General features: G+C 72.5%; 21 protein-coding genes and 1 pseudogene. 14 read left to right on the top strand and 8 right to left on the bottom strand.

Annotated elements, in window-relative coordinates; translation table 11 throughout:
- The first annotated feature begins 210 nt into the window (after window positions 1-210).
- Entirely contained in the window at window positions 211-1416 is a 1206-nt protein-coding gene (locus ACZ499_RS12870) for an alpha/beta hydrolase family protein (RefSeq protein WP_468674445.1), read from the top strand.
- Window positions 1417-1447: 31 nt separating this feature from the next.
- Here the strand turns inward: ACZ499_RS12870 and ACZ499_RS12875 are convergent, their stop codons facing one another.
- A complete protein-coding gene (locus ACZ499_RS12875) occupies window positions 1448-1747 on the bottom strand; it encodes a DUF2087 domain-containing protein (RefSeq protein WP_468674446.1) in 300 nt (99 codons plus the stop codon).
- A gap of 224 nt (window positions 1748-1971) precedes the next feature.
- On the opposite strand from ACZ499_RS12875, the gene ACZ499_RS12880 reads away from it, so the two are divergent.
- Window positions 1972-2940 carry an AraC-like ligand-binding domain-containing protein gene (locus tag ACZ499_RS12880; RefSeq protein WP_468674448.1) on the top strand — a complete coding sequence of 323 codons (969 nt, stop codon included), beginning with the start codon at window positions 1972-1974 and terminating at the stop codon, window positions 2938-2940.
- Here the strand turns inward: ACZ499_RS12880 and ACZ499_RS12885 are convergent.
- On the bottom strand, window positions 2900-4276 hold the full coding sequence (locus tag ACZ499_RS12885; protein ID WP_468674450.1) for an AMP-binding protein: 1377 nt from the start codon (window positions 4274-4276) through the stop codon (window positions 2900-2902). The two genes, ACZ499_RS12880 and ACZ499_RS12885, sit on opposite strands and share 41 nt — an antisense overlap.
- Window positions 4273-4683, bottom strand: coding sequence for a hypothetical protein (locus ACZ499_RS12890; RefSeq protein ID WP_468674452.1), 411 nt, complete (start codon window positions 4681-4683; stop codon window positions 4273-4275). Before ACZ499_RS12890 ends, ACZ499_RS12885 begins: the two co-directional genes overlap by 4 nt.
- Window positions 4684-5004: 321 nt before the next feature.
- Here ACZ499_RS12890 and ACZ499_RS12895 point away from each other — a divergent pair, with 321 nt between their 5' ends.
- The 7 genes and pseudogenes from ACZ499_RS12895 to ACZ499_RS12925 all read left to right on the top strand — a co-directional run bounded on the left by ACZ499_RS12895 (window position 5005) and on the right by ACZ499_RS12925 (window position 9189).
- Entirely contained in the window at window positions 5005-5892 is an 888-nt protein-coding gene (locus tag ACZ499_RS12895) for an endolysin (protein ID WP_468674453.1), read from the top strand.
- Window positions 5893-6085: 193 nt separating this feature from the next.
- A complete protein-coding gene (locus ACZ499_RS12900; protein ID WP_468674455.1) occupies window positions 6086-6937 on the top strand; it encodes an NAD(P)H-binding protein in 852 nt (283 codons plus the stop codon).
- A 72-nt stretch (window positions 6938-7009) separates the two neighbouring features.
- The gene (locus ACZ499_RS12905) at window positions 7010-7195 is read left to right on the top strand and encodes a hypothetical protein (protein ID WP_468674457.1); all 186 of its coding nucleotides are present in this window, start codon (window positions 7010-7012) and stop codon (window positions 7193-7195) included.
- 101 nt (window positions 7196-7296) lie between these two features.
- Window positions 7297-7511: pseudogene (locus tag ACZ499_RS12910) on the top strand (50S ribosomal protein L31).
- Window positions 7512-7647: 136 nt separating this feature from the next.
- On the top strand, window positions 7648-8367 hold the full coding sequence (locus ACZ499_RS12915; RefSeq protein WP_468674459.1) for a hypothetical protein: 720 nt from the start codon (window positions 7648-7650) through the stop codon (window positions 8365-8367).
- Window positions 8364-8885, top strand: coding sequence for a SixA phosphatase family protein (locus ACZ499_RS12920; protein ID WP_468674462.1), 522 nt, complete (start codon window positions 8364-8366; stop codon window positions 8883-8885). Before ACZ499_RS12915 ends, ACZ499_RS12920 begins: the two co-directional genes overlap by 4 nt.
- Before the next feature lie 136 nt (window positions 8886-9021).
- A complete protein-coding gene (locus ACZ499_RS12925) occupies window positions 9022-9189 on the top strand; it encodes a hypothetical protein (RefSeq protein WP_468674464.1) in 168 nt (55 codons plus the stop codon).
- A gap of 53 nt (window positions 9190-9242) precedes the next feature.
- Here the strand turns inward: ACZ499_RS12925 and ACZ499_RS12930 are convergent, their stop codons facing one another.
- Window positions 9243-9806 carry a dihydrofolate reductase family protein gene (locus tag ACZ499_RS12930; protein ID WP_468404438.1) on the bottom strand — a complete coding sequence of 188 codons (564 nt, stop codon included), beginning with the start codon at window positions 9804-9806 and terminating at the stop codon, window positions 9243-9245.
- Between the two features lie 352 nt (window positions 9807-10158).
- Between ACZ499_RS12930 and ACZ499_RS12935 the strand changes: the two genes are divergently transcribed.
- Window positions 10159-11796, top strand: a complete 1638-nt coding sequence (locus ACZ499_RS12935; protein ID WP_468674466.1) for a phospholipase D-like domain-containing protein — start codon at window positions 10159-10161, stop codon at window positions 11794-11796.
- 48 nt (window positions 11797-11844) lie between these two features.
- Here the strand turns inward: ACZ499_RS12935 and ACZ499_RS12940 are convergent, their stop codons facing one another.
- A complete protein-coding gene (locus ACZ499_RS12940; protein ID WP_468674468.1) occupies window positions 11845-13272 on the bottom strand; it encodes a lipase maturation factor family protein in 1428 nt (475 codons plus the stop codon).
- A gap of 98 nt (window positions 13273-13370) precedes the next feature.
- A complete protein-coding gene (locus tag ACZ499_RS12945; RefSeq protein WP_468674470.1) occupies window positions 13371-14162 on the bottom strand; it encodes an alpha/beta fold hydrolase in 792 nt (263 codons plus the stop codon).
- Window positions 14163-14339: 177 nt separating this feature from the next.
- Here ACZ499_RS12945 and ACZ499_RS12950 point away from each other — a divergent pair, with 177 nt between their 5' ends.
- The 3 genes from ACZ499_RS12950 to ACZ499_RS12960 all read left to right on the top strand — a co-directional run bounded on the left by ACZ499_RS12950 (window position 14340) and on the right by ACZ499_RS12960 (window position 16968).
- Window positions 14340-15464 carry a DUF5954 family protein gene (locus ACZ499_RS12950; protein WP_468674472.1) on the top strand — a complete coding sequence of 375 codons (1125 nt, stop codon included), beginning with the start codon at window positions 14340-14342 and terminating at the stop codon, window positions 15462-15464.
- Window positions 15465-15510: 46 nt separating this feature from the next.
- Window positions 15511-16410, top strand: a complete 900-nt coding sequence (locus tag ACZ499_RS12955) for a class I SAM-dependent methyltransferase (RefSeq protein WP_468674474.1) — start codon at window positions 15511-15513, stop codon at window positions 16408-16410.
- Window positions 16411-16617: 207 nt separating this feature from the next.
- A complete protein-coding gene (locus ACZ499_RS12960) occupies window positions 16618-16968 on the top strand; it encodes a VOC family protein (RefSeq protein ID WP_468404423.1) in 351 nt (116 codons plus the stop codon).
- Between the two features lie 122 nt (window positions 16969-17090).
- Here the strand turns inward: ACZ499_RS12960 and ACZ499_RS12965 are convergent, their stop codons facing one another.
- Window positions 17091-17927, bottom strand: a complete 837-nt coding sequence (locus tag ACZ499_RS12965) for a DUF4097 family beta strand repeat-containing protein (protein WP_468674476.1) — start codon at window positions 17925-17927, stop codon at window positions 17091-17093.
- A gap of 127 nt (window positions 17928-18054) precedes the next feature.
- Window positions 18055-18588 (bottom strand): hypothetical protein, encoded by a 534-nt coding sequence (locus ACZ499_RS12970; protein ID WP_468674478.1) that lies wholly within the window; start codon window positions 18586-18588, stop codon window positions 18055-18057.
- A gap of 453 nt (window positions 18589-19041) precedes the next feature.
- On the opposite strand from ACZ499_RS12970, the gene ACZ499_RS12975 reads away from it, so the two are divergent.
- Window positions 19042-19575, top strand: a complete 534-nt coding sequence (locus tag ACZ499_RS12975; RefSeq protein WP_385542262.1) for a hypothetical protein — start codon at window positions 19042-19044, stop codon at window positions 19573-19575.
- Window positions 19576-19705: the final 130 nt, after the last annotated feature.

A 19705-nucleotide genomic window follows, 5' to 3' on the forward strand; every position in this document is an offset into this window, starting at 1 on the left:
CGATCCGGGTACCCCGATTCGGGTGTAAGTGGCACCCGAATCACCTTCCGTCGTCACACGGCCCGCCGCAACCGGTCCCAGCGGTCGAGTGATCACGCAGGCCCACCTCCGGGTGGAGGCGAGGGGCAACCCTCGGGTGGACGCGGCGGCCTGCGAATAGCGACCAGAGGACGACGCGCACGCCCGGCCCGGCGCTCTACCGTCGAGAGCATGATCGGACGCACTCGGGCGGTCACGGCCGTCGCGCTCTCCTTCGCTCTCGCGCTGCCCGTCGTTGCCGCGAGTACCGCTTCGGCGGCGCCGCAGTCATCGGCGTTACCCCCGGCGGTGTCGTCGGCACCGGCCGCACCGGCCGACCTCGCCGCCAACCGCCTGCAACTGCCTCGCCCCACCGGTGAGTACGGGGTGGGCAGTTCCGTGTTCCACCTGGTCGACCGGTCGCGTACGGACCCGTGGAAGCCCAGCGCCGGCGCGCGCGAGCTCATGCTCACGCTGCACTATCCGGCGGCGCGGCCCGGGCCGAGCCGCCCGGCGCCGTACGCCACCACCGAGGAGACGGCCCTCCTGGTGAAGGGCCTCGGCATCGAAGCGGCCGTCCCGGCGGCGCAGTTGAGCGCCACGCGGACCAACAGCCACCCCGACGCGCGGCCCGCGCGGGGGAGTTACCCCCTGATAGTGCTCTCGCCCGGCTTCGGCGTGTCCCGCTACACCCTGACCAATCTCGCCGAGGACCTCGCCAGCAGGGGCTACGTGGTCGCCTCGCTGGACCACGCGTACGAGTCGTACGGCATTTCCGTCCCAGGCGGCCGGACCCTGACCTGTCTGGCCTGCGACGCGGTGGGCGACGGCGGTGTGTCGGGCGGCGTCGTCACCGCGACGCGCGCCAAGGACGTCTCCTTCGTCCTCGACCGCCTCACCGGACGCCATGCGATATGGCGGTACGCCGACATGATCGACAAGCGGCGCGTCGGCATGGCCGGGCACTCCATAGGCGGCGCGAGCGCGGCCACGACGATGCTGGAGGACCGGCGGGTCGGGGCCGGGATCAACATGGACGGGGCGTTCTGGGACGCCCTGCCCGCGGGAGGGCTCGGCGGGCGCCCCTTCATGATGCTCGGCACGGATGAGCACCGGCCCGGCGGCGAGGACAAGACCTGGGACCGGGCGTGGCCGACGCTCGGCGGCTGGAAGCGCTGGCTGAGTGTGGCCGGATCGGAGCACTTCAGTTTCTCCGACAGCCCCGCCATCGAGGAGCACTTCGGGCTGCCCCAGCCACCGCTGCCCGCGCGGCGCGCGATCGACATCACGCGTACGTACGTGGCCGCGTTCTTCGACGAGCATCTGCGGGGGATACCGCAGCCGGTGCTCGCCGGGCCGACGGCCGGGAACCCGGAGGTGAGGTTTGAGAACCCCTGAAGCGCCGGCGGCCGGGCCGATGTCAGACCGGTTACGCCGCCCGCTGGTAGCTGGCGCCGTCGCGGGTGCGGGTCAGCAGGCCCGCCGTGATCAGGTAGCGGCGCAGCGCCGGGAAGTCGTCGTGGACCGTGAGCAGCGCCTCGTTGACCTCGCGCTCGGTGTACTGCCGTCCCGGCTCGAAGAGGGTCTCCTTGAGGTGGACGAGCAACTGCTCACGGCGGGCCACCTTGCGGGGGATCGCCGTCAGCCGGCCGTGGGAGAAGAGCGCGTCCACGGCTGGGGAGCCGCTGGTGATGTTCACTGAAGTGTCGCTGGCGGTGTTCTCTGACATGGCGCGAAGCCTTCCCCATGGGTCGGCCCGCGGGCAATGGAATTTGGCCCGCGCCGAGGTGGGACGACCGCCGCGACGCTCTTCGCGGCATTTTCGACGCGTTCCGGATTCGGGTGGGACACGGCAGGTGAGGGCGGTGGATGGCCGAGGACGTGCTCGACGCTAGGCGAACACGTGTGCCATGCTCGCGCCGCACCGGACATCTGGCACAACGGGGGTGTGGGATGGGTCTGACGAGCGAGTTCACCACCGCGGTCGTGCCGCCGGCCGAGCGGTTCGCGCTGTGGACCGAGCTGGCCGCCCAGTCCCATGTGCGCAACTGGCTGCGCAGCGAGTGGGCCGAGGACTTCCACGCCCGGCTGAGCGTCCTCGACCTGGGCGATGTGCGGGTGTCGACGCTGACGTACCCGAGCGTGGAGATCACCCGTACGCCCAAGCTGATACGGCAGGACGACCCCGAGGTCTACCAGGTCAACGTCCTCAGGTCGGGCAGCGGTCACGCCGCGCAGAGCGGGCGGGTGGCGGCCGTGCGCGCCGGAGAGCTGGTCCTGGTGGACAGCAGCCGCCCGTTCGAGGGCGGGTTCGACGGCGAGTTCTCGTCGATGACGGTGGTGCAACTGCCCCGGACCCGGCTGCCGCTGCCCCAGGACGTGGTCCAGCGCGTCACCGCGATCCCGATCGCGGCGGACCGGGGGATGGGCGGGGTGTTCGGGCGCTGGCTCGCCGACCTCGACGCCCGCGCCGACGAGTGCGCGCCCGCCGACATCCCGGCCCTGGCCTCGGTGACGGTGGACCTGCTCGCCGCAGTGCTGGGGCGCCGTATGGCCGTCGAGGACGAGATGACCCCGGAGTCGCGCAAGCAGGCGCTGCGCGTGGAGGTCTGCGACTTCATCAACCGGCATCTGGGCGACCCCTCCCTCTCGCCCGCGACGGTCGCCGCCGCACACCGGATATCCCTGCGCCACCTCCACCAGATCTTCGACTCGCGCGGTACGACGGTCGCCGCGTGGATCCGGGCCCGGCGGCTGGAGTGCTGCCGCCGGGACCTGGCCGACCCGGCCCTGCGCCGCCGCCCGGTGTACGCGATCGGCGCCCGCTGGGGTTTCATCGAGCCGTCCCACTTCAGCCGCGCCTTCCGCGCGGCGTACGGGATCAGCCCGCGTGACTACCGCGATGCAGTCCGGAATCGCTGAGCGGGTCGTCCATACGGGAGTGGTGGTAGAGGAAGCCGTACTCGTCGGCCCAGCAGGCGTCGCCCGTGAAGGTCCAGCCGTTGCGCACGGTGTCCTGCTGGCGTACGTCGTCGAGGTAGCGGCAGCCCGTGGGCCCCTTGACGGCGAGGGCGCCGACCTGGCCGTACGGGAGGGGGCGCCCGGAGCCGTCGACGATCGCGGTGAGATAGCCGGGGACGGCCCGCCCGATCGCGCCGGGGCGGGACCAGGCCTCCTCGCCGCGCATCGAGACGAAGATGTGGAGCATCTCGGTGGAGCTGAGCCCGTCGATCACGCTGTTGCCGGTCCGCTGCTTCCATCTCCGGCGCGTCTCGGTCGGCAGTGCCTCCCCGGACGAGACGCACTCGCGCAGCGAGGCCAGGTCGTAGGGGGTGGTGTCGGCGCAGATCGCCTGGTAGCGGGCGGGCCCGCTGAAGCAGACCGTGGCACGGAACTCTCCGATGGCGCGGGCGAGTTGGCGAGGAGAAGAGGTGTCGAGCAGCACCGTCGAGGCGCCGATGTGCAGGGGGAAGAGGAGTAGTCCGCCCAGACCGTAGGTGTCCGCGAGCGAGGGGGTGCCGATGAAGCGGTCGTCACCGGTGGCCCTCAGGACGTGCTGGGGGAAGGAGTTGCACGCGGCCATCACATCGCGGTGCGAGTGCACCGTGGCCTTGGGCATCCCCGCGGCGCCGGAGGTGAAGGCGATCAGGCAGGGGTCGGTCGCGGCGGTGTCGACCGGGAGCGACCAGTCGGGCTTTTCCGCCATGGCCCGTTCCAGACCGGCCTCGGCGCCCGCCCCGCCACGGAAGAACATCGTCCGGGGCATGCGCCCGGTCGACTCCAGCTCGGACCGCAGGCCGGACTCGCACAGGGCGTGCGTGACCCGGGCCTTGTCGATCACATGGGTGAGCTCCTCGGCCCGCAGCGTGGGCGCCGTGGCCACGACCACCCCGCCCGCCCGCACCACGGCGAGCCAGATCGCCGCCAGCAGCGGTGTGTTGGCGCCGCGCAGCAGCACCCGGTTGCCCGGCACCAGGCCCATGTCCTCGGTCAGGACGTGCACGACGCGCGCCACGACCGCGGTGAGCTGCTCATACGTCCAGCGCACGCCCTGCGGGGACAGCACGGCGGTCCGCTGTGCCCGGTCCAACGAACCTCCCCCCTCCAGGAGTTCCCACGCGCAGTTCAGCCGCGCGGGGAAGCGCAATGAGGGCATGCCGAGGAGCAGGTCGGGCTGGAGCGGCCCGGGTGGTAGGTGATCCCGTACGAAGGTGTCCGAGTGGGCGGATCCGTGGTCTGCTTGCGATGGGGTGTTCAACTGCCTGCCCCCTCCTGGTCGGCTTGTGCCTCATTCAACGAGGGCCGACTAGAGATGTCCTTGACGATCCGTGCGCGCTCCTTGCCGGATCGTGCACAGAGCGACGATTGAGGCGGGTGGGGCGGGGGTTGCCGAAGTCGCGGGAGAGCGGTGCTCTTCCGCAGGGCGCCTGCTCCCGGGCGCTCTTGACGTGTCGTCACCCCGTCAGCACCCAGGCTCATGCCCGGGCCGCAGCCGAGTTCGACGACCGGGCCGTTGCCGTCGGCCCGCACGCGGTCGGCGAACGCGCCCAGCATCGCCCGGTCCAGCGGGCTGCCTGCGAGCGAGTCGCGCAGGAGCTCGTGGTAGTCGACGGCGACGGTGTCGTACGACTCCCTCGAGGTGTCCAGGTACGTGGGTTCAGCCATGGTCGACGACCCTGATGCGCGGGCTCAGGGCGATGGCCGCGCGGGTTCGCATGCCGGGCGATGTGCACGCGGCTGGTAATGCCCTTGTCAAGGAGGCCCGTCGAATCGTTTCGGCGGGGTCGTTGCGCGCAACACTGTTCATGACAGGCCAACTTCGCCTCGACCACCGGCTGGTCGACGGAGAGTCACGGAAGACCTCGGGCTGGACGCGCCCGTGGGGGCCTTCGGCTTCGACGTCATCAGCCGGCCCCCACCCATTCCCCCCACCCCCCCACCCCCCCACGGGCCCCGCACGACCGGGGCTCTGCTCTGGAGGCACCGATGCCAGACCTCTGGCTGCCCGGCGCACAACGAATCGACGTGGGTGACCACGCCCCCACCGACAGCGCCTACCCCGCCAAGGCGATCGCCCACATCACCTGGGACAAGAACGCCACCGCCGCCAACCCGCAGGACCAGGTGCCGTACGGGAACCTGCAGGATTGGTTCGGCCGCAACCCCGACGGCAGACCGTCCGCCCCCCACCTGCTCTGGTCGCCCTTCACCGGCGCGTTCACCCAGTTCTTCCCGGCGAACTCGCGCTCCAAGTCGCTGGTCGACTTATCCGGCGGCACCCGGACCAACAGAGCGGGCACGGTGGTCATCCAGATCGAGTCGCACTTCTTCCCGTACTGCCGGGTCGGCGGCAAGGTCTACGCCCGCCTCGTCGACACCCCCTGCGCCGGCTGGGCGACGCTGGACGCCTGGGTGCGCTCCTGGGGCGTGCCCGACACCTGGCCCATGGGGCGGCCGGTCGACTTCACCTCGCACCGCGACGAGCACGTGTGGGAGACACAGGGCGGCTGGTACGGACACCAGCAGGTGCCGGAGAACACCCATCAGGACCCCGGCTCCTGGCCCGAGTTCACCGGAGCTCCGCCGAAGGCGAGGGTCTCGCTGGCCCATGTGGTCGCCGCGGCCAGGCGCGACCCCGGCCTCCCCCAGGGCGGCACCACGTACAAGGCGGAGGTCCTGGTCATGGAACGCGCCCTGCAAGCCGAGGGGCTGCTCGGCGCCACCTGGGTGGACGGCTCCTTCGGCACCAAGACGAAGACGGCGTACGCCGCCTGGCAGAGGCGGTGCGGCTATTCGGGCCCGGACGCGGACGGGATCCCCGGCCGTGACTCGCTCACCCGGCTCGGCGGCCGCCACGGCTTCACGGTCGTCTGACACCGTCCGTTCCACGGGCGCACCACCGAACCGTACGGTGCACGGCTCCCGTTGAACCGGACGGCTCACAGCTCCCGGCGGTCGATCACGACCACGGCGACGACCGCCGAGACCACGGCCCGACGGGAGGGAGGGTGCGACATCGACCCGGGAGGCCGTGGAATATCCCGGATGCCGGCCGGTTGAGCTGATCATGAACAGGATTCTGGTGACCGGCGCGACCGGCAATGTGGGACGTCGGGTGGTCGCGCAACTCGTGGCCGAAGGCATCGGCGTACGGGCGTTGGCGCGTCGGCCGCAAGCGGCCGGGGCACTGGACGGCGCCGAGGTCGCGACGGGGGACCTGGCGGAGCCGGACTCACTGGAGGCGGCACTGACGGGCATCGACACGGTGTTCCTGATCTGGCCGTTCCTCACCACGGAGGGCGCGCCCGCCGTCCTGGAGGCGATCGGACGGCATGCGCGCCGGATCGTCTACCTCTCGTCGTCGGGCGTGCGCGAGGACGCTGACCGACAGAGCGATCCGATCAACCAACTCCACGCCGACATGGAGGCCTTGATCGAGGGATCCGCACTGGAGTGGGCCGTCCTGCGGTCGAACACGATCGCCTCCAACGCGCTCGGCTGGGCCGCGCAGATCCGGAGCACCGGTGCGGTGCGCGGCCCCGACATCGCGCCCACCGCCGTGATCCACGAGCGCGATGTCGCGGCGGTGGCAGTACGGGTGCTGGCCGATACCGGGCAGGGGCAGGCGGGTGTGAAGCACGTCCTGACCGGCCCGGAGGTCGTGAGCAGAACCGAGCAGGTGCGGGCGATCGGCGAGGCGATCGGGCGCCCGCTACGGTTCGAGGAAGTGCCCGTGGAGATCGCCCGGGAGCAGATGCTCGCGGACGGCCGCCCGCCCGCCCTCGTGGAGGCCCTGCTGGCGAGCGCCGAGAAGCGGTCGCGGTCGGACCTGGTCACCGGCACGGTGGAGGAGATCACCGGGAAGGCCGCGCGTACGTTCCGGGTCTGGGCGGGCGACCACGCCGACGACTTCCGCTGAGCCGCGCAGCCGCCGTGGCCGCGGCACTCGTGCCAGTCGGCCGGCCACGGCAGCTGGACCGGGCGGGCCTCGATGCGCTCGCGCACCTCGGGCGAGCCGAACCGCAGTTCGATGCGGCGCACCGCCTCGGCCCAGTCGGCGCGGGTGCGCACGGCGTTGAGGCAGTCGCCGACGGACGGGTCGTCCCAGCGCGCCCGCGACCGCCGCCACAGGGCCAACGGGTCCTCGGTGAGCAGGCTGCCCACCGTGCCCTCGTAGATCGGCATCCCGCGCACCTCACCGTCCGGCTCGATCTCCATGGGCCGCAAACCCGGGTGCGCGCGAGGAAGTCCGGGTTCATCTGGACCTCGAAGTTCTCGGTGGGTTCCACGGCGACCGAGGCGGGGGCGGCCGCCTGGAGCCGGCGCCGGGTCTCGGGCGCGGACGTCGAGTGGGACGACGGCCGCACCTACCCCGTCATCGACGTGGAGATCTCCCCGCGAGCCACCCCTTCTGCACCGGCACCGTGCGCGTCCTGGACACCGCCGGCCGCGTGGAGCGCTCCCAGCGCCGCTACGGAGGCACGCCCCGGTGAGCTCCGCCCACCCCCGGCCGCCCGTCGCCCGCCCCGTACGCACGAGACGCCGCTGATGCGATCGTTTTCGGGCACGTGGCGCGCGCGGTGGCACTAGTCCCTCCCACTGAGCGGGTGAACGCCTAGGCTCGGTGGTGTGCTGCGAATCGTTGATCATCTCGTCGGCCGGGGGCCGCTGCGGATCTGTGCGCATGTGCCGGAGGCCGGCGGTCCGGGCGACCTCACCGGGCTGCGGGTGCTCCTGGCCGCCGACGTGCTCGCGCGCGTCGTCGAACTGCGCGGCCGGGCCGTCCTGACGGGGCGGACGGGACCGCGCGTCCCCGACGCCGTCGCCGCCGGCGTCCACCCCGCCGACGCCGAGGGCTCCCCGGAGGAGATCGCCGAAGCCCTGGGCGGCCCATCGGCCGTACAGCTCACCAGCCGGGCGTACGAGGGCGGGGGCGGCGCCTTCATACGGATCGCGGAGGCGCGCGCGAGCGGGAGCACGGACCTGGAGGGGCGCGCGCTCGCCGTACGCCTGCTGCTGCTCGACCGTCCGTACCACGAGCCCGTCGCGGTCACGGCCGAAGCCGTCGAGGGCGCCGAACGGCTCCTCGCCGAGTGGCGGCGGGCCGTCGCCGGGTGGGCCGAGGAGCCGTCCAAGCCGCTCCGGGCCGACCTGGAGCGCACGGCCCGCGACGGGCTGGAGGACAGCCTCGACACCGCCGCCGTGCTGCGGATCCTGCGCGAACTGGCGGCGGACGCCGACGTACCGGCGGGCGCCAAGTTCGAGACGTTCGCCCGGCTCGACCGCGTCCTCGGCCTGGAGCTGACCCGCGAGATCGGCAAGGCGCCCGCCGACGGGGCGCGGACATGAGCCCGCTGCGGCGGCTGGTGGTCCTGCGCCACGCCAAGTCGGCGTGGCCCGAGGGCGTGGCCGACCACGCCCGGCCGCTCGGGCGGCGCGGGCTGCGCGACGCACCGGCCGCCGGGCGGTGGCTGAGCGCGGCCGACTGCCTGCCCGACCTCGTCCTGTGCTCCACCGCCCGCCGCGCCCGCGAGACCTGGGAGCTCGCGGCGGCCGAGCTGGGCAGCCCGCCCCCAGTCCGCCACGACCCGCGGCTCTACGCTGCCGACGCCCGCGGCCTCCTCGACGCCGTGCGCGAAGGGCCCGCCGACATCGAGACGTTGCTCCTGGTCGGCCACAACCCCGGCGTCCAGGACCTGACCCTGCTGCTCACCGGGGAGGCCCTCGGCGAGAGCCTGGACCGGGCCGGGAGCAAGTTCCCCACCTCGGCCATCGCCGTGCTCACCTGGCGCGGCTGCTGGTCGGACCTCGCGCCCGGCGCCGCCCTGCTCACCGACTTCGCGGTACCGCGCGGACTCCGTCCCTGAACGACGCGCCGGGCGCGGGGAGCGCAGGAGCAGGACCGGCCATCGGAGTGATGAATCGTTTCGGTGCGCTGCTGGAGCGGGGGCGGCGTGATGGAGTTGCCGCATCCGGCAGGCCCCTGGGAGAGGACAGAGCGCGATGCAGTACGGCTGTCCTGGCTGTGACGCCCTGCGCGCCGAAGCGCGCCGGCCGGGCGCCGATCTCGCCGACCTGCTGCACCGCGTACAGCTCCATGAACTCGACTCCCACCCGCCCCGGGCGGCCGCCCCGCGGAAGCGTGAGCAGGGCCGCAAAGGGCGGGCCTGAGGCCTGAATCGTCCTGGCCGGTGTCCCGGGCCCCGGCGACCGGGACGGGATGCTCAGGCGGCCCGCTCGTAACGGAGCAGGACGACTCCGTTGCCGAACGCCCGGCTCTCGGTGAGCCGGAGCGGAACCACCGCGTCGGAGGACGGGAACAGGGGCTTGCCCCGCCCGATGAGGACGGGGTGGACGTACACCCGGAACTCGTCCACCAGGTCGTGGCGCAGGAAGGTCGCGGCGAGGTCGGGGCCGCCCAGCACCAGGTCGCCGCCCGGCTGGGCCTTGAGCGCCCGGATCTCCTCGGGGACGACGTCCCGCACGATCGTGGTGTTCCAGTCGGCCCGCTCCAGCGTCCGCGAGAACACGAACTTCGGCATGTCCAGCCAGATCCGGGCGAACTCCCTCATCGGCGCGGTGCTCGCCGGATCGGCGTCGGCGGTCGGCCAGACCCCGGCCATCAGCTCGTACGTGACACGGCCTTCGAGGAAGCCGCCCATCGACCGGAGCTCGTCGTTGAAGTGGCGGTGCAGCTCGTCGTCGACCCGATGCCAGTCGATCTGGCGCTCCGGTCCCTCGATGAATCCGTCCAGGGACACGGACATCATCAGGATGATCTTCCTCAAAGCGGCCTCGCCGAAGTCAGCCGGGACGGGTACGGGCGCGACGATATGCCCGTGGCGGCGACGACGGTGGGACCGCTGAAGGCCGGATCACTCGAAGTCGGATCACTCGAAGTCGACGCCGGCCCGCGGCCGGGTCTCCGCGGGCCGGGCGAGTCGCGGCGCGGGCGCCGGGCCGTTCGTCGACCAGCGGTTCTCGGCCATCGGGGGCTCCCCGCGTCCCGGTCGGGTCCGACCGCTTCCGACCGATTGGTAACCTCGGTGAGTTGATCTTGGTGGGCGGTCCCGGTGTTCCGACTCGCCCACCCCGCGCGGGCGTTCGTGAACGCCCTCCCCGACCAGAATGCGAAAAGAATTGGCTCACCGTCAGCTTCGCCGCCGCACCCGCCTCGCCGGTCACCTGGTGGCCTGCTCCACCGTGCTCGCGGTCCTGCCCGCCGCCCCGGCGCTCGCGGACTCCGGAGACACCCCGCCCGGCCCGGGCGCGACCGCGCACCTCGACGCGGTCGAACAGGCCCTGCGTCAGGTCTCGCCGGGCCTGGAGGGCACCGTCTGGGAGCGCACCGCGGGCAACCGGCTCGACGCCTCGGGCGCCGACCCCTCGGACTGGCTGCTCCAGACCCCCGGCTGCTGGGGCGACGACAAGTGCGCCGAGCGGCCCGGGACGAAGCGGCTGCTCGCCAAGATGACCGAGAACATCTCCAAGGCCAGGAGCACGGTCGACATATCCACGCTCGCGCCGTTCCCCAACGGGGCGTTCGAGGACGCGATCGTCGAGGGCCTCAAGGCCTCGGCCGCCGCCGGGAACAAGCTCAAGGTCCGCGTCCTCGTCGGCGCCGCGCCGATCTACCACCTCAACGTGGTCCCGTCGAAGTACCGCGACGAACTGGTCGGCAGGCTGGGCGAGGCGGCGAAGAACGTCACCCTCAACGTGGCGTCGATGACCACCTCGAAGACCGCGTTCTCGTGGAACCACTCCAAGCTGCTGGTCGTCGACAACCGGTCGGCCGTCACCGGCGGCATCAACGGCTGGAAGGACGACTACCTCGACACCGCCCACCCGGTGTCGGACGTCGACCTCGCGCTGACGGGACCGGCCGCCGGTTCCGCGGGCAAGTACCTCGACACACTGTGGGCCTGGACCTGCCAGAACAAGTCCAACATCGCCAGCGTCTGGTTCGCCTCCTCCAACGGCGCCGGCTGTATGCCGTCGCTCGCGCAGGAAGCCTCCGGCCCGGCCCCGGCCGACGGCAACGTCCCCGTGATCGCCGTGGGCGGTCTCGGCGTCGGCATCAAGAACAACGACCCGGCCTCGGCGTTCCGCCCGACGCTGCCCACCGCCGCCGACACCAAGTGCGTCGTCGGGCTGCACGACAACACCAACGCCGACCGCGACTACGACACGGTCAACCCGGAGGAGAGCGCCCTGCGCGCGCTCGTCGCCAGCGCGCGCGACCACATCGAGATCTCCCAGCAGGACCTCAACGCCACCTGCCCGCCGCTGCCGCGCTACGACATCCGGCTCTACGACGCGCTCGCCGCGAAGATGGCCGCCGGGGTCAAGGTGCGGATCGTCGTCAGCGACCCCGCCAACCGCGGCGCGGTCGGCAGCGGCGGCTACTCGCAGATCAAGTCGCTCTCCGAGGTCAGCGACACCCTGCGCGACCGCCTCGCCCTGCTGACCGGCGACAAGGGCGCCGCCCGCGCCAAGATGTGCTCCAGCCTCCAGCTGGCCACCTTCCGCAGCTCGGACAGCCCGAAGTGGGCCGACGGCCACCCGTACGCCCAGCACCACAAGCTGGTCTCCGTCGACGACTCGGCCTTCTACATCGGCTCCAAGAACCTGTACCCCTCGTGGCTGCAGGACTTCGGATACGTGGTGGAGAGCCCCGAAGCCGCCGCCCAGCTGAAGGCGAAGCTGCTCGCCCCGCAGTGGAAGTACTCGCAGGCGACCGCCACGTTCGACTACGAGCGCGGCATCTGCCAGGCCTGATCCAGGCCTCGCTCCCCTCGCCCGGCAGCCCGTTCCCGCCCGCCGTTCCTATCCGGTGCGGTCGCTCGTCCCAAGCCGTGTGGGCGGCAGGAAGTCGCGTACGTACGTCCGCTTCCAGCACGCCCCCGTCGCCCGCAGCTCGCGCCACGTCGTGTACTGGTAGCGGAACAGCCGGGCGCGGATGTAACGGGGCGGGCTGTCGGGCGGGAACGGGGAGCGCCTGAGCAGGCGCAGCGTGTCGGGGTCGTTGTCCAGGAGGCGCTCCACCAGGGGCCCGAACCACGGCCGCGCGTAGCCCGGGGAGAGACCGGCGAACCACATCAGCCAGTCGAGCCGCAGATGGTACGGCGCGAACTGGCGCGGCCAGTGCCGCAGATCCCCGGGCTTGCCCTTGAACTCGTACTCCCGCCAGTCGGAGTCGGCGAGCGGGAGCGGGTCCGCCGTGCCCTCGATGACGACTTCGAGCCGCAGCCGGCTGACGCTGCCGAACGCGCCGTACGTGTTGACCAGGTGCAGCGGATCGAAGGAGTAGTTCATGATCTGGCGGCGCGAGAGCAGGTTGCGCGCGGGGCGGTAGCTCAGGGCGAGCAGGAACGCGGCGACGGCGAGGACCACGACCTCGTACCAGAGCGGGGTGGCCGCGAAGTGCCGGGTGCCGGCGGCCGGGGAGAAGTCGACGGCGGTGACGGCGAGGGCGACCGTCGTCCAGTTCAGCCAGGAGAAGTTGCCCGACAGGATCAGCCACAGCTGGGTGAGGATCATCAGCGAGGCGGCCGCCGTGGCGACGGGCTGCGGGGTGAACAGCAGGACCGGGACCGCCAGTTGCGTGACGTGGTTGGCGGCGACCTCCACGCGGTGGAAGGGCCGGGGCAGATGGTGGAAGAACCAGCTCAGCGGGCCCGGCATGGGCTGTGTCTCATGGTGGTAGTCGAGGCAGGTCAGCTTGCGCCAGCACTCGTCGCCGCGCATCTTGATGAGCCCTGCACCGAACTCGACGCGGAACAGCACCCAGCGCATCAGGAACAGCACGACGATGGGCGGCGCCACCTCGTCGTTGCCCAGGAGCACCGCGAGGAACCCGACCTCCAGGAGCAGTGACTCCCAGCCGAAGGACCACCAGGTCTGGCCCACGTTCACGATCGACAGGTACAGCGCCCAGGGCAGCAGCCACAGCAGCATCGCGCCCCACAGCGGCACCCTGGCGTCGACCCCGGCCAGCAGTCCCGCCGAGACCAGGACCCCTGCCCAGGCCCAGCCGGCGAAGAACCGGTCCGAGTAGCGGAAGTGGAAGACGCTCGGCGCCCGGCGGAACGGCACCCGCTCGACGTACCAGGGGACCGGGAGCATGCCGCGCTCGCCGATCAGCGCCCGGAACTGCACGGCCGCGCCCAGGAACGCGACGAGGTAGACAGCGGCGAGCGCCCGCTGGAAGACCAGCCGGCTCAGCCAGTAGTCGGGTGCGACGAACCACTCCACGGTTCCATTGTGACGCTGAGTGACGCGGGTGGCCTGCGGGGCGGGGCGGGCCCGGCTGTACGGGGCCTCACGGGCGGGGATTCAGCGGTGGGTCCTCGTCACCGGGACTTCGCCAGCGCCTCCACGACGAGCTTCGCCACGAGGGCGGGCTCCTCGTTCGGAGTGAAGAAGCTCGGTCCGGGAATGGTGACCACGCTGACCCGCGGGCACGCCTCCAGCGTGCGCCGCTCGGCGTCGGACACCCCGCCGTCCCCGCTCTCGCCGTGGACCACCCAGGCGGGCACCCCGGCCTGGCACAGACGTGGTGCCACCGTGCCGTGGCGGTCCAGGTACCGGAGGTAGTCGTGGACCGTGCGGCGCACGGCGCTCGGGTCGTTCCGGCGCAGGTCCGCGATGAGCGAGGCGACGCGGTCCGGGGGCAGCGGGCTCTGCCTGGCCATGCCGCCGACCAGCTTCAGCATCGCGCTGTACGGCAGGTGCCCGAGCACTCGCGCGAGCCGGTCGAGCGCCCGCAGGAACACCGCCTCGTCCTGGCGCGAGAAACTGGGCGCGAGCAGGATCACCGGTCCCGGGAACACACCTGATCCCGCCATCTCCAGCGCGACGTTGGCGCCCATGCTGTGCCCCACCACCACATCGCACCCGAGTTCGGCGGCGCACTCGCCCGCGAGCCGGGCGTAGTTCTCGACGCTGGTGTCGCGGGGCGCGGGTGTACCGCCGTGCCCCGGCAGCGTCACCGCCACCAGCCGCACCCCGGCCAGCGCGGGCTCGGCCATCAGTTCGTCGTACTGCCCCGCCCGGCACATCCCGCCGGGCAGCAGCAGCGCACTCCCACGGGCCCCCGCCGTCCCGCTCTCGCGGCGCTCCCAGCTCGCCCACGCATCACTCATGTGCACCTGCCCACGGCGTGACGGCCCGATCTTGATTCCACGGTACGCCGGTCCCCGCGCCCCGCACGCCCGACCGGGCACCCGTACGCTTCCGCGGATCAACTCTCCGTCACCCGCAATGAGTTGATTTCACGCATCGCCCCACACCGCAGTCCCGGGGTCGGGCACAGTCGGTACATGAGCGGTTACGAGGACAAGGTGCCGGCCTTTCTGACGTTCCGTGTGACGCCGCAGGAAGGCCCGATCGCCGCGTTCGCCGAGCAGGAGGCGTGGCAGGCACGGAAGCGGTACCCGGAGATCCTGGGGGTGGGGATTCCGGAGTTCTTCCACGCCAGAGAGTGCGAGACGGGCGGCTGGGAGCTGCCCGAGTGCAGCAGCGACACTCCGCAGGGCGCCCGGGACGCGCTGGGCTCGCGCTTCCGCAGGCGGGCGCAGGAAGCCTCGGGCGCCGGCCAGGACAAGGCCGGGCGCAAGTGGCTGGCGGCGGCCGCGCGCATGGACCGGGAGGTCGTCGACGACCTGCGTGTCCTGGGGGAGCGGTTCCGGATCGTCCGGGCCTCGCGCTTCATCCGGATGGGGGCCAGTGGGCCGGAGCCGCCGCGCCAGTCGGACCCGGACCCGGGCGAGGTGGGCGAGTCGCACCAGGTGCCCTCGCGGACCAAGGGCCTCGTGATCGACCCGTACACCGGAACCGGCCTGGCCGACGGCATCGTCAAGCTGGACCTGGTGCGCTTCGTCGGCTCCACCCCCGGCGCGCCCCGCGAGGTCACGGACGATGCGTGGCGGGCCGCCGAGTGGTACCCCGGCGGGGTGCTGCTGCCCGCCGTCTTCATGGTCTCCGAGCGGGAGGACGGGAAGTGGCGGGCCCACGACCCCGGGGCGGCGTACACGACGCCCCAGGGCGCCAGGGACTCCCTGGCGGGCTGGCTGCGGGTGATGGCGCCGTTCACGCTCAAGACGGACGAGGCCACCCGCGCGGTGTACGCGGAGGCGGCCGACCGGCTCGACGACAAGCGCCGCAACGCGCTGAGCGTCGCCGAGCGGCGCTTCCGGGTGACCCGCGTCGAAAGGCTCGTCCGGATCGGCCCCGATGGGCCCGAGGGCCCGCGCCCCTCCGACTACGACCCGGAGCCGCCCGTCGACATCCAGGTGCGCCGGCTCAAGGAACAGGGGCTCTGGAAGGAGGAGGACGAGCCGATCGAGCTGAACGAACAGGCCCAGGAGCTCTCCCGCCTGTGGGAGCAGGAAATGGCGCGCGCCGCAGCGGCGAAAGAACGCAAACGCCGCCCCGAGGGCGGCTGAAGGCGGCGGCCTCGCGCCGCCAGGCCGAGTCCGGGATCGTGAATACATGGACACGGCAGGCGGGCAGGCCGAGCGCATCGCGCGGGACGGGCGCTTCGACGTCTGGGCGGCCGGGACCGCCTACGAGCGGTACATGGGCCGCTGGAGCCGCACGGTCGCCGAGCGGTTCGTGACGTGGCTGGGCTGCGCGGACGGGCTGCGGTGGCTGGACGTGGGCTGCGGCACCGGCGCCCTGACCACGACCGTGGCGGCTCGGTGCGGACCGGCCGCGCTGCTCGGCGTGGACCGGTCCGCCGGGTTCGCGGCCTCGGCACGGGAGGCCGCCACCGAGGCACACGAGCGGTTCGCCGCAGCCCAGGCACCCAAGGCCGCCGACCGGGCATGGTTCGCCGTGGCGGACGCCCGTGCGCTGCCGGTGCCGGACGCCTCCTGCGACGTCGTGGTCAGCGGGCTCGTGCTCAACTTCCTGCCCGCACCCGGCTCCGCGCTCGCCGAGGCGGTACGGGTCGTACGGCCCGGCGCGACGGTGGCGGCGTACGTATGGGACTACGCGGAGGGGATGCACCTCCTGCGCCACTTCTGGGACGCCGCCGTCGCCCTGGACCCGGCGGCCGCCGTGCTGCACGAGGGCCGCCGGTTCCCGCAGTGCCGCCCGGGTCCGCTGCGGGGCCTGTGGACCGGCGCGGGCCTTGTCGACGTGGCCGTCGCCGAGATCGAGGTGGACACCGTCTTCACCGGCTTCGCGGATCTGTGGGAGCCCTTCCTCAGCGGGCAGGGCCCGGCCCCCGGCTACGTGGCAGCACTCGCGCCACCCGCCCGTGACCGGCTTCGTACCGCGCTGCGCCAGGCCGTACCGACACGGCCGGACGGCTCGATCGCCCTCATCGCCCGCGCCTGGGCCGTACGGGGCCGAAAGCCCGGCGGGGCGGCGGCCGTTCAGTCGTAACCCGTACTCAGGCTCCGTGCGCGCCCCGCGCGCACGGCCTTCGGCAAACGCATCCGGCGTCCGCGCGCTCCAGCGGCGCTCGACTCCCGCCGCATCCGGACCGGGTACGTTGCGGCCGGGTCGCGCGTGTCGACGAGGGGCCCGCGGCCCGGCTGCGAGGATGCCGGGGACCAGCCGGTGCGGACGGAACGACTAAGCGAGGGCAGCATGTTCAGTGGCGCGCACGCCATCTTCTACAGCACGGACGCCGAGGCCGACCGGGCCTTCATCCGGGACGTGCTCGGCTTCCCCGGGGTGGACGCGGGCCAGGGCTGGCTCATCTTCCGGCTCCCGCCGACCGAACTGGCCGTCCACCCCACCACGGGTGAGCCCAAGCACGAGCTGTATCTGATGTGCGACGACATCACCGCCCAGGTGGAGGAGTTCGCGGCCAAGGGGGTCGAGTTGACGCGGCCGGTCACCGACCAGCCCTGGGGCCGCATCGCGGCGGTCCGCCTGCCCAGCGGGGCCGAGCTCGCCTTCTACCAACCCCTTCACCCGGTCGCCCACAGCCTCTGAGGGCGCGACCGACGGCCATGCCAGTCGGCGTCCCCCGGCTCGTACCCATCGGAACCAGCGCCCGTCGGCAGGGCCTCGGCCTCCACGGCCGCGCCCTCCAGGACGTCGAGGCCGACGGGCGGTCAGGCGCGCCGGATCACGATGTCGCCGAGGCCGGTCCGCGCGCGCACCTCGACCGTGTGGTCCTCCGAGCCGGGGCCGTCGGCCGTGCCGAGGGAGTTGCGAACGATTCCCATCCTGGTGTTCACGTCGAGCCACGCGGCCGTGGACTCCCGGATCCCGACCTCCAGATCTCCTATGGCCGACATGAGCACGATCTGGCCGCGCCTGACGTCGGCGACCCGGATGCCGCCGTTCACGGACTTGGCGTCGACTCCGGCGTGGGCGACGCCGAGCGAGATACGGCCGTTGGACGCGTTCGCCCGTACGTCGCCGGTGACTTCGCCGATCGTGGTCTCGCCGTTGACGTTCTTCACCGTGGCGGTGCCCGCGACCTCGCCGATCTCCACCCGGCCCGAACCGGCGACCTCGACGTCCCCGCTCGCGCTGCCCAGCCGGATGTCGCCGTGGGCGGTCTTCAGGTGGACGGCCGCCGCGTGCTCGACCTGGATGTCACCGGCCGAGGTCTTGAGGGTGCAGTCCCCGAGCAGCCCCTCGGTGACGAAGTCTCCCAGCGGCGCGGTCCCTTGGAGCCGGGAACCGGCGGGGAGCTCGATGCTGATGTCGAGCGATCCGCTACGGCTGAACAGGGAGCGCTTCTTGGGTCCCTTGACCACCAGCTTGCCGCCCGCATAGGTCACCTGCGTCTGCTGCGCCGTCCGTACGTCGGCCTCGGCGGCGCCGTCGCGGGGGAGCACCTCCACGACCGTGTCCGTGCGCTTGCCCGCGGTGATCAGGGCCGAGCCGATGTCGAATTCGAGGATGACGGAGATCGGTTGGGGCGTGTCGAAGTGCGGCATGGCTGTCCCGTCTTCTTGGCTCTGGTGTGTGGTCCCGCCGGTCGGGCGGGTGAAGGGTGAAGTGGTTTCGGCCTGCTCGCACCGAAAGGCGTCCAGGGCCGAAGCCGACCGGATCTCCGGGCGGGCCCTAGCGCACCCAGCCGGTGAAGCCCTGGCCGCCCCGGTGGCGGCTGCGAGTGGGGGCGGGGCCGCCGTCGCCGGGCTCCAGGGCGGTGGCCACGGCCCGGACCAGCCAGGCGTTGACCGAGAGGCTCTCCCGGCCGGCGGCGTCCTCGACGCGTGTCTTGAGGTGGGCGGGCAGACGGAAGTTGATCCGAGCGGTACCGCCGTCGGCGCCGTCGGCCGGGACCGCCACGGGCACTCGCCCCCCGCTCGGCGCGCTTTCCCGCTGCTCGACCTGCTCGTACGCCTCCAGGCCCGGCGGCGCGGTGACCACGAACTCGGGGTCGAGCCCGCGCAGCCGCACGTCGACCGAGCCCGGCGCCAGATCCCGGGTGATCTCGTCCGTGGCCGCGGACAGCGCGTTGAGCAGCGTGAGCCTGACGGCCGACTCCAGCGGGGTGGTCAGCCGCTCCGCCAGCGCGCGGGCTTCGTCCCCGCCGGCATCCGCGGCGACCGCGAGCTCGTGGCGGAGGTTGTCGACGTAGGGGGTAAGGTCCATGACGCCAGAGTGGCACCATCTTGGCGCTACATCAAGCCCCCGAAGTGATGAATGACGCCAGAAGTGGCGTTAAGGCTGGCGTTATGAGTGGCGCAGGAGTGGCGCCGGCGCCCGTCCGGGAGTCCGTCGCCGCAGGTCGCCGCCGGTCGGACCGGGGCCGACCGCACGTGCGGACCGGGCAGGCCGACCCGGCTCGACGGATTCGCGGCGAGCAGCGACGGCGCCCAGGTGCCGCCGCACGCCCCGGGCGCCTCCTTCGGCGCACAATTCCCGGTCGGCTGAGGGGTCCCCGATTCATACGATGCCCTTACCCTTGGGCGGGTAGCCTCGGTAAAGAGAAGCCAAAGAGGTGCGTGAGGCCACTGTCGTCCTCACGCACCACAGCGAAAGGCACGGCTTATGGCCCTCACTTTTGCGCACAGGGTCAGCGCTCGGCGTGCGTCCCTCCAGGATGTGAACGCGATAGTGCGCTTGCTCTCCGGCGACCACGGGCTGCCGCCCGAGACCGCCGCTCTCGTCTCGGCCTCACAGGCCCAACTCCGGCTCATCCTCGCGCATTTCGGTCTGGAGACCGGCAAGGTGTGGGTGGCCGAGTCGGGCTCCGGAGCGCCCGAGGCGGCTGCGGTGTGGATCCCGCCGGGTGTCTCCATCGACGAGGAGGAGCACAGAGCCCTGCTGCGACTGCACGGGCTCCGGCCGACCCTGATGCCCGCGCGCGACCACGACGGACGGATACCGGGCGAGGAGGACCACTGGCTGCTCGCGGCCGTCGGCATCGCCCCGACCGCCCACCCGGCGGCCCTCGAAGTCGTCCTGGACCCGGTCCTGCGCATAGTGGACGAGGCGTCCCTGCCGGCCTACGCCACGGCTCCCGCGTCCTTCCAGGCCGAGTTGCTGGCGCCCTTCGGGTTCGAGCCGTGCGCCTCTGGCGCCGCGCGCCCGGAGCCCCGGCTGCGCCGCCCGCCCAAGGCCGCGTACGGCGGCTGACCGCCCCGGAGGCCCGTAAAACGGACCCAAGACCTCTGCCCGGGGCGCCGCCCGGGGGGGGGGGAGAGGGGGTTTGGGGCGGGGGGGGGGGGGGGGATCCCTCACCCAGGCCAGCGGAGCTGCCAGGAGG

Source organism: Streptomyces sp. NPDC031265 (assembly GCF_055570295.1).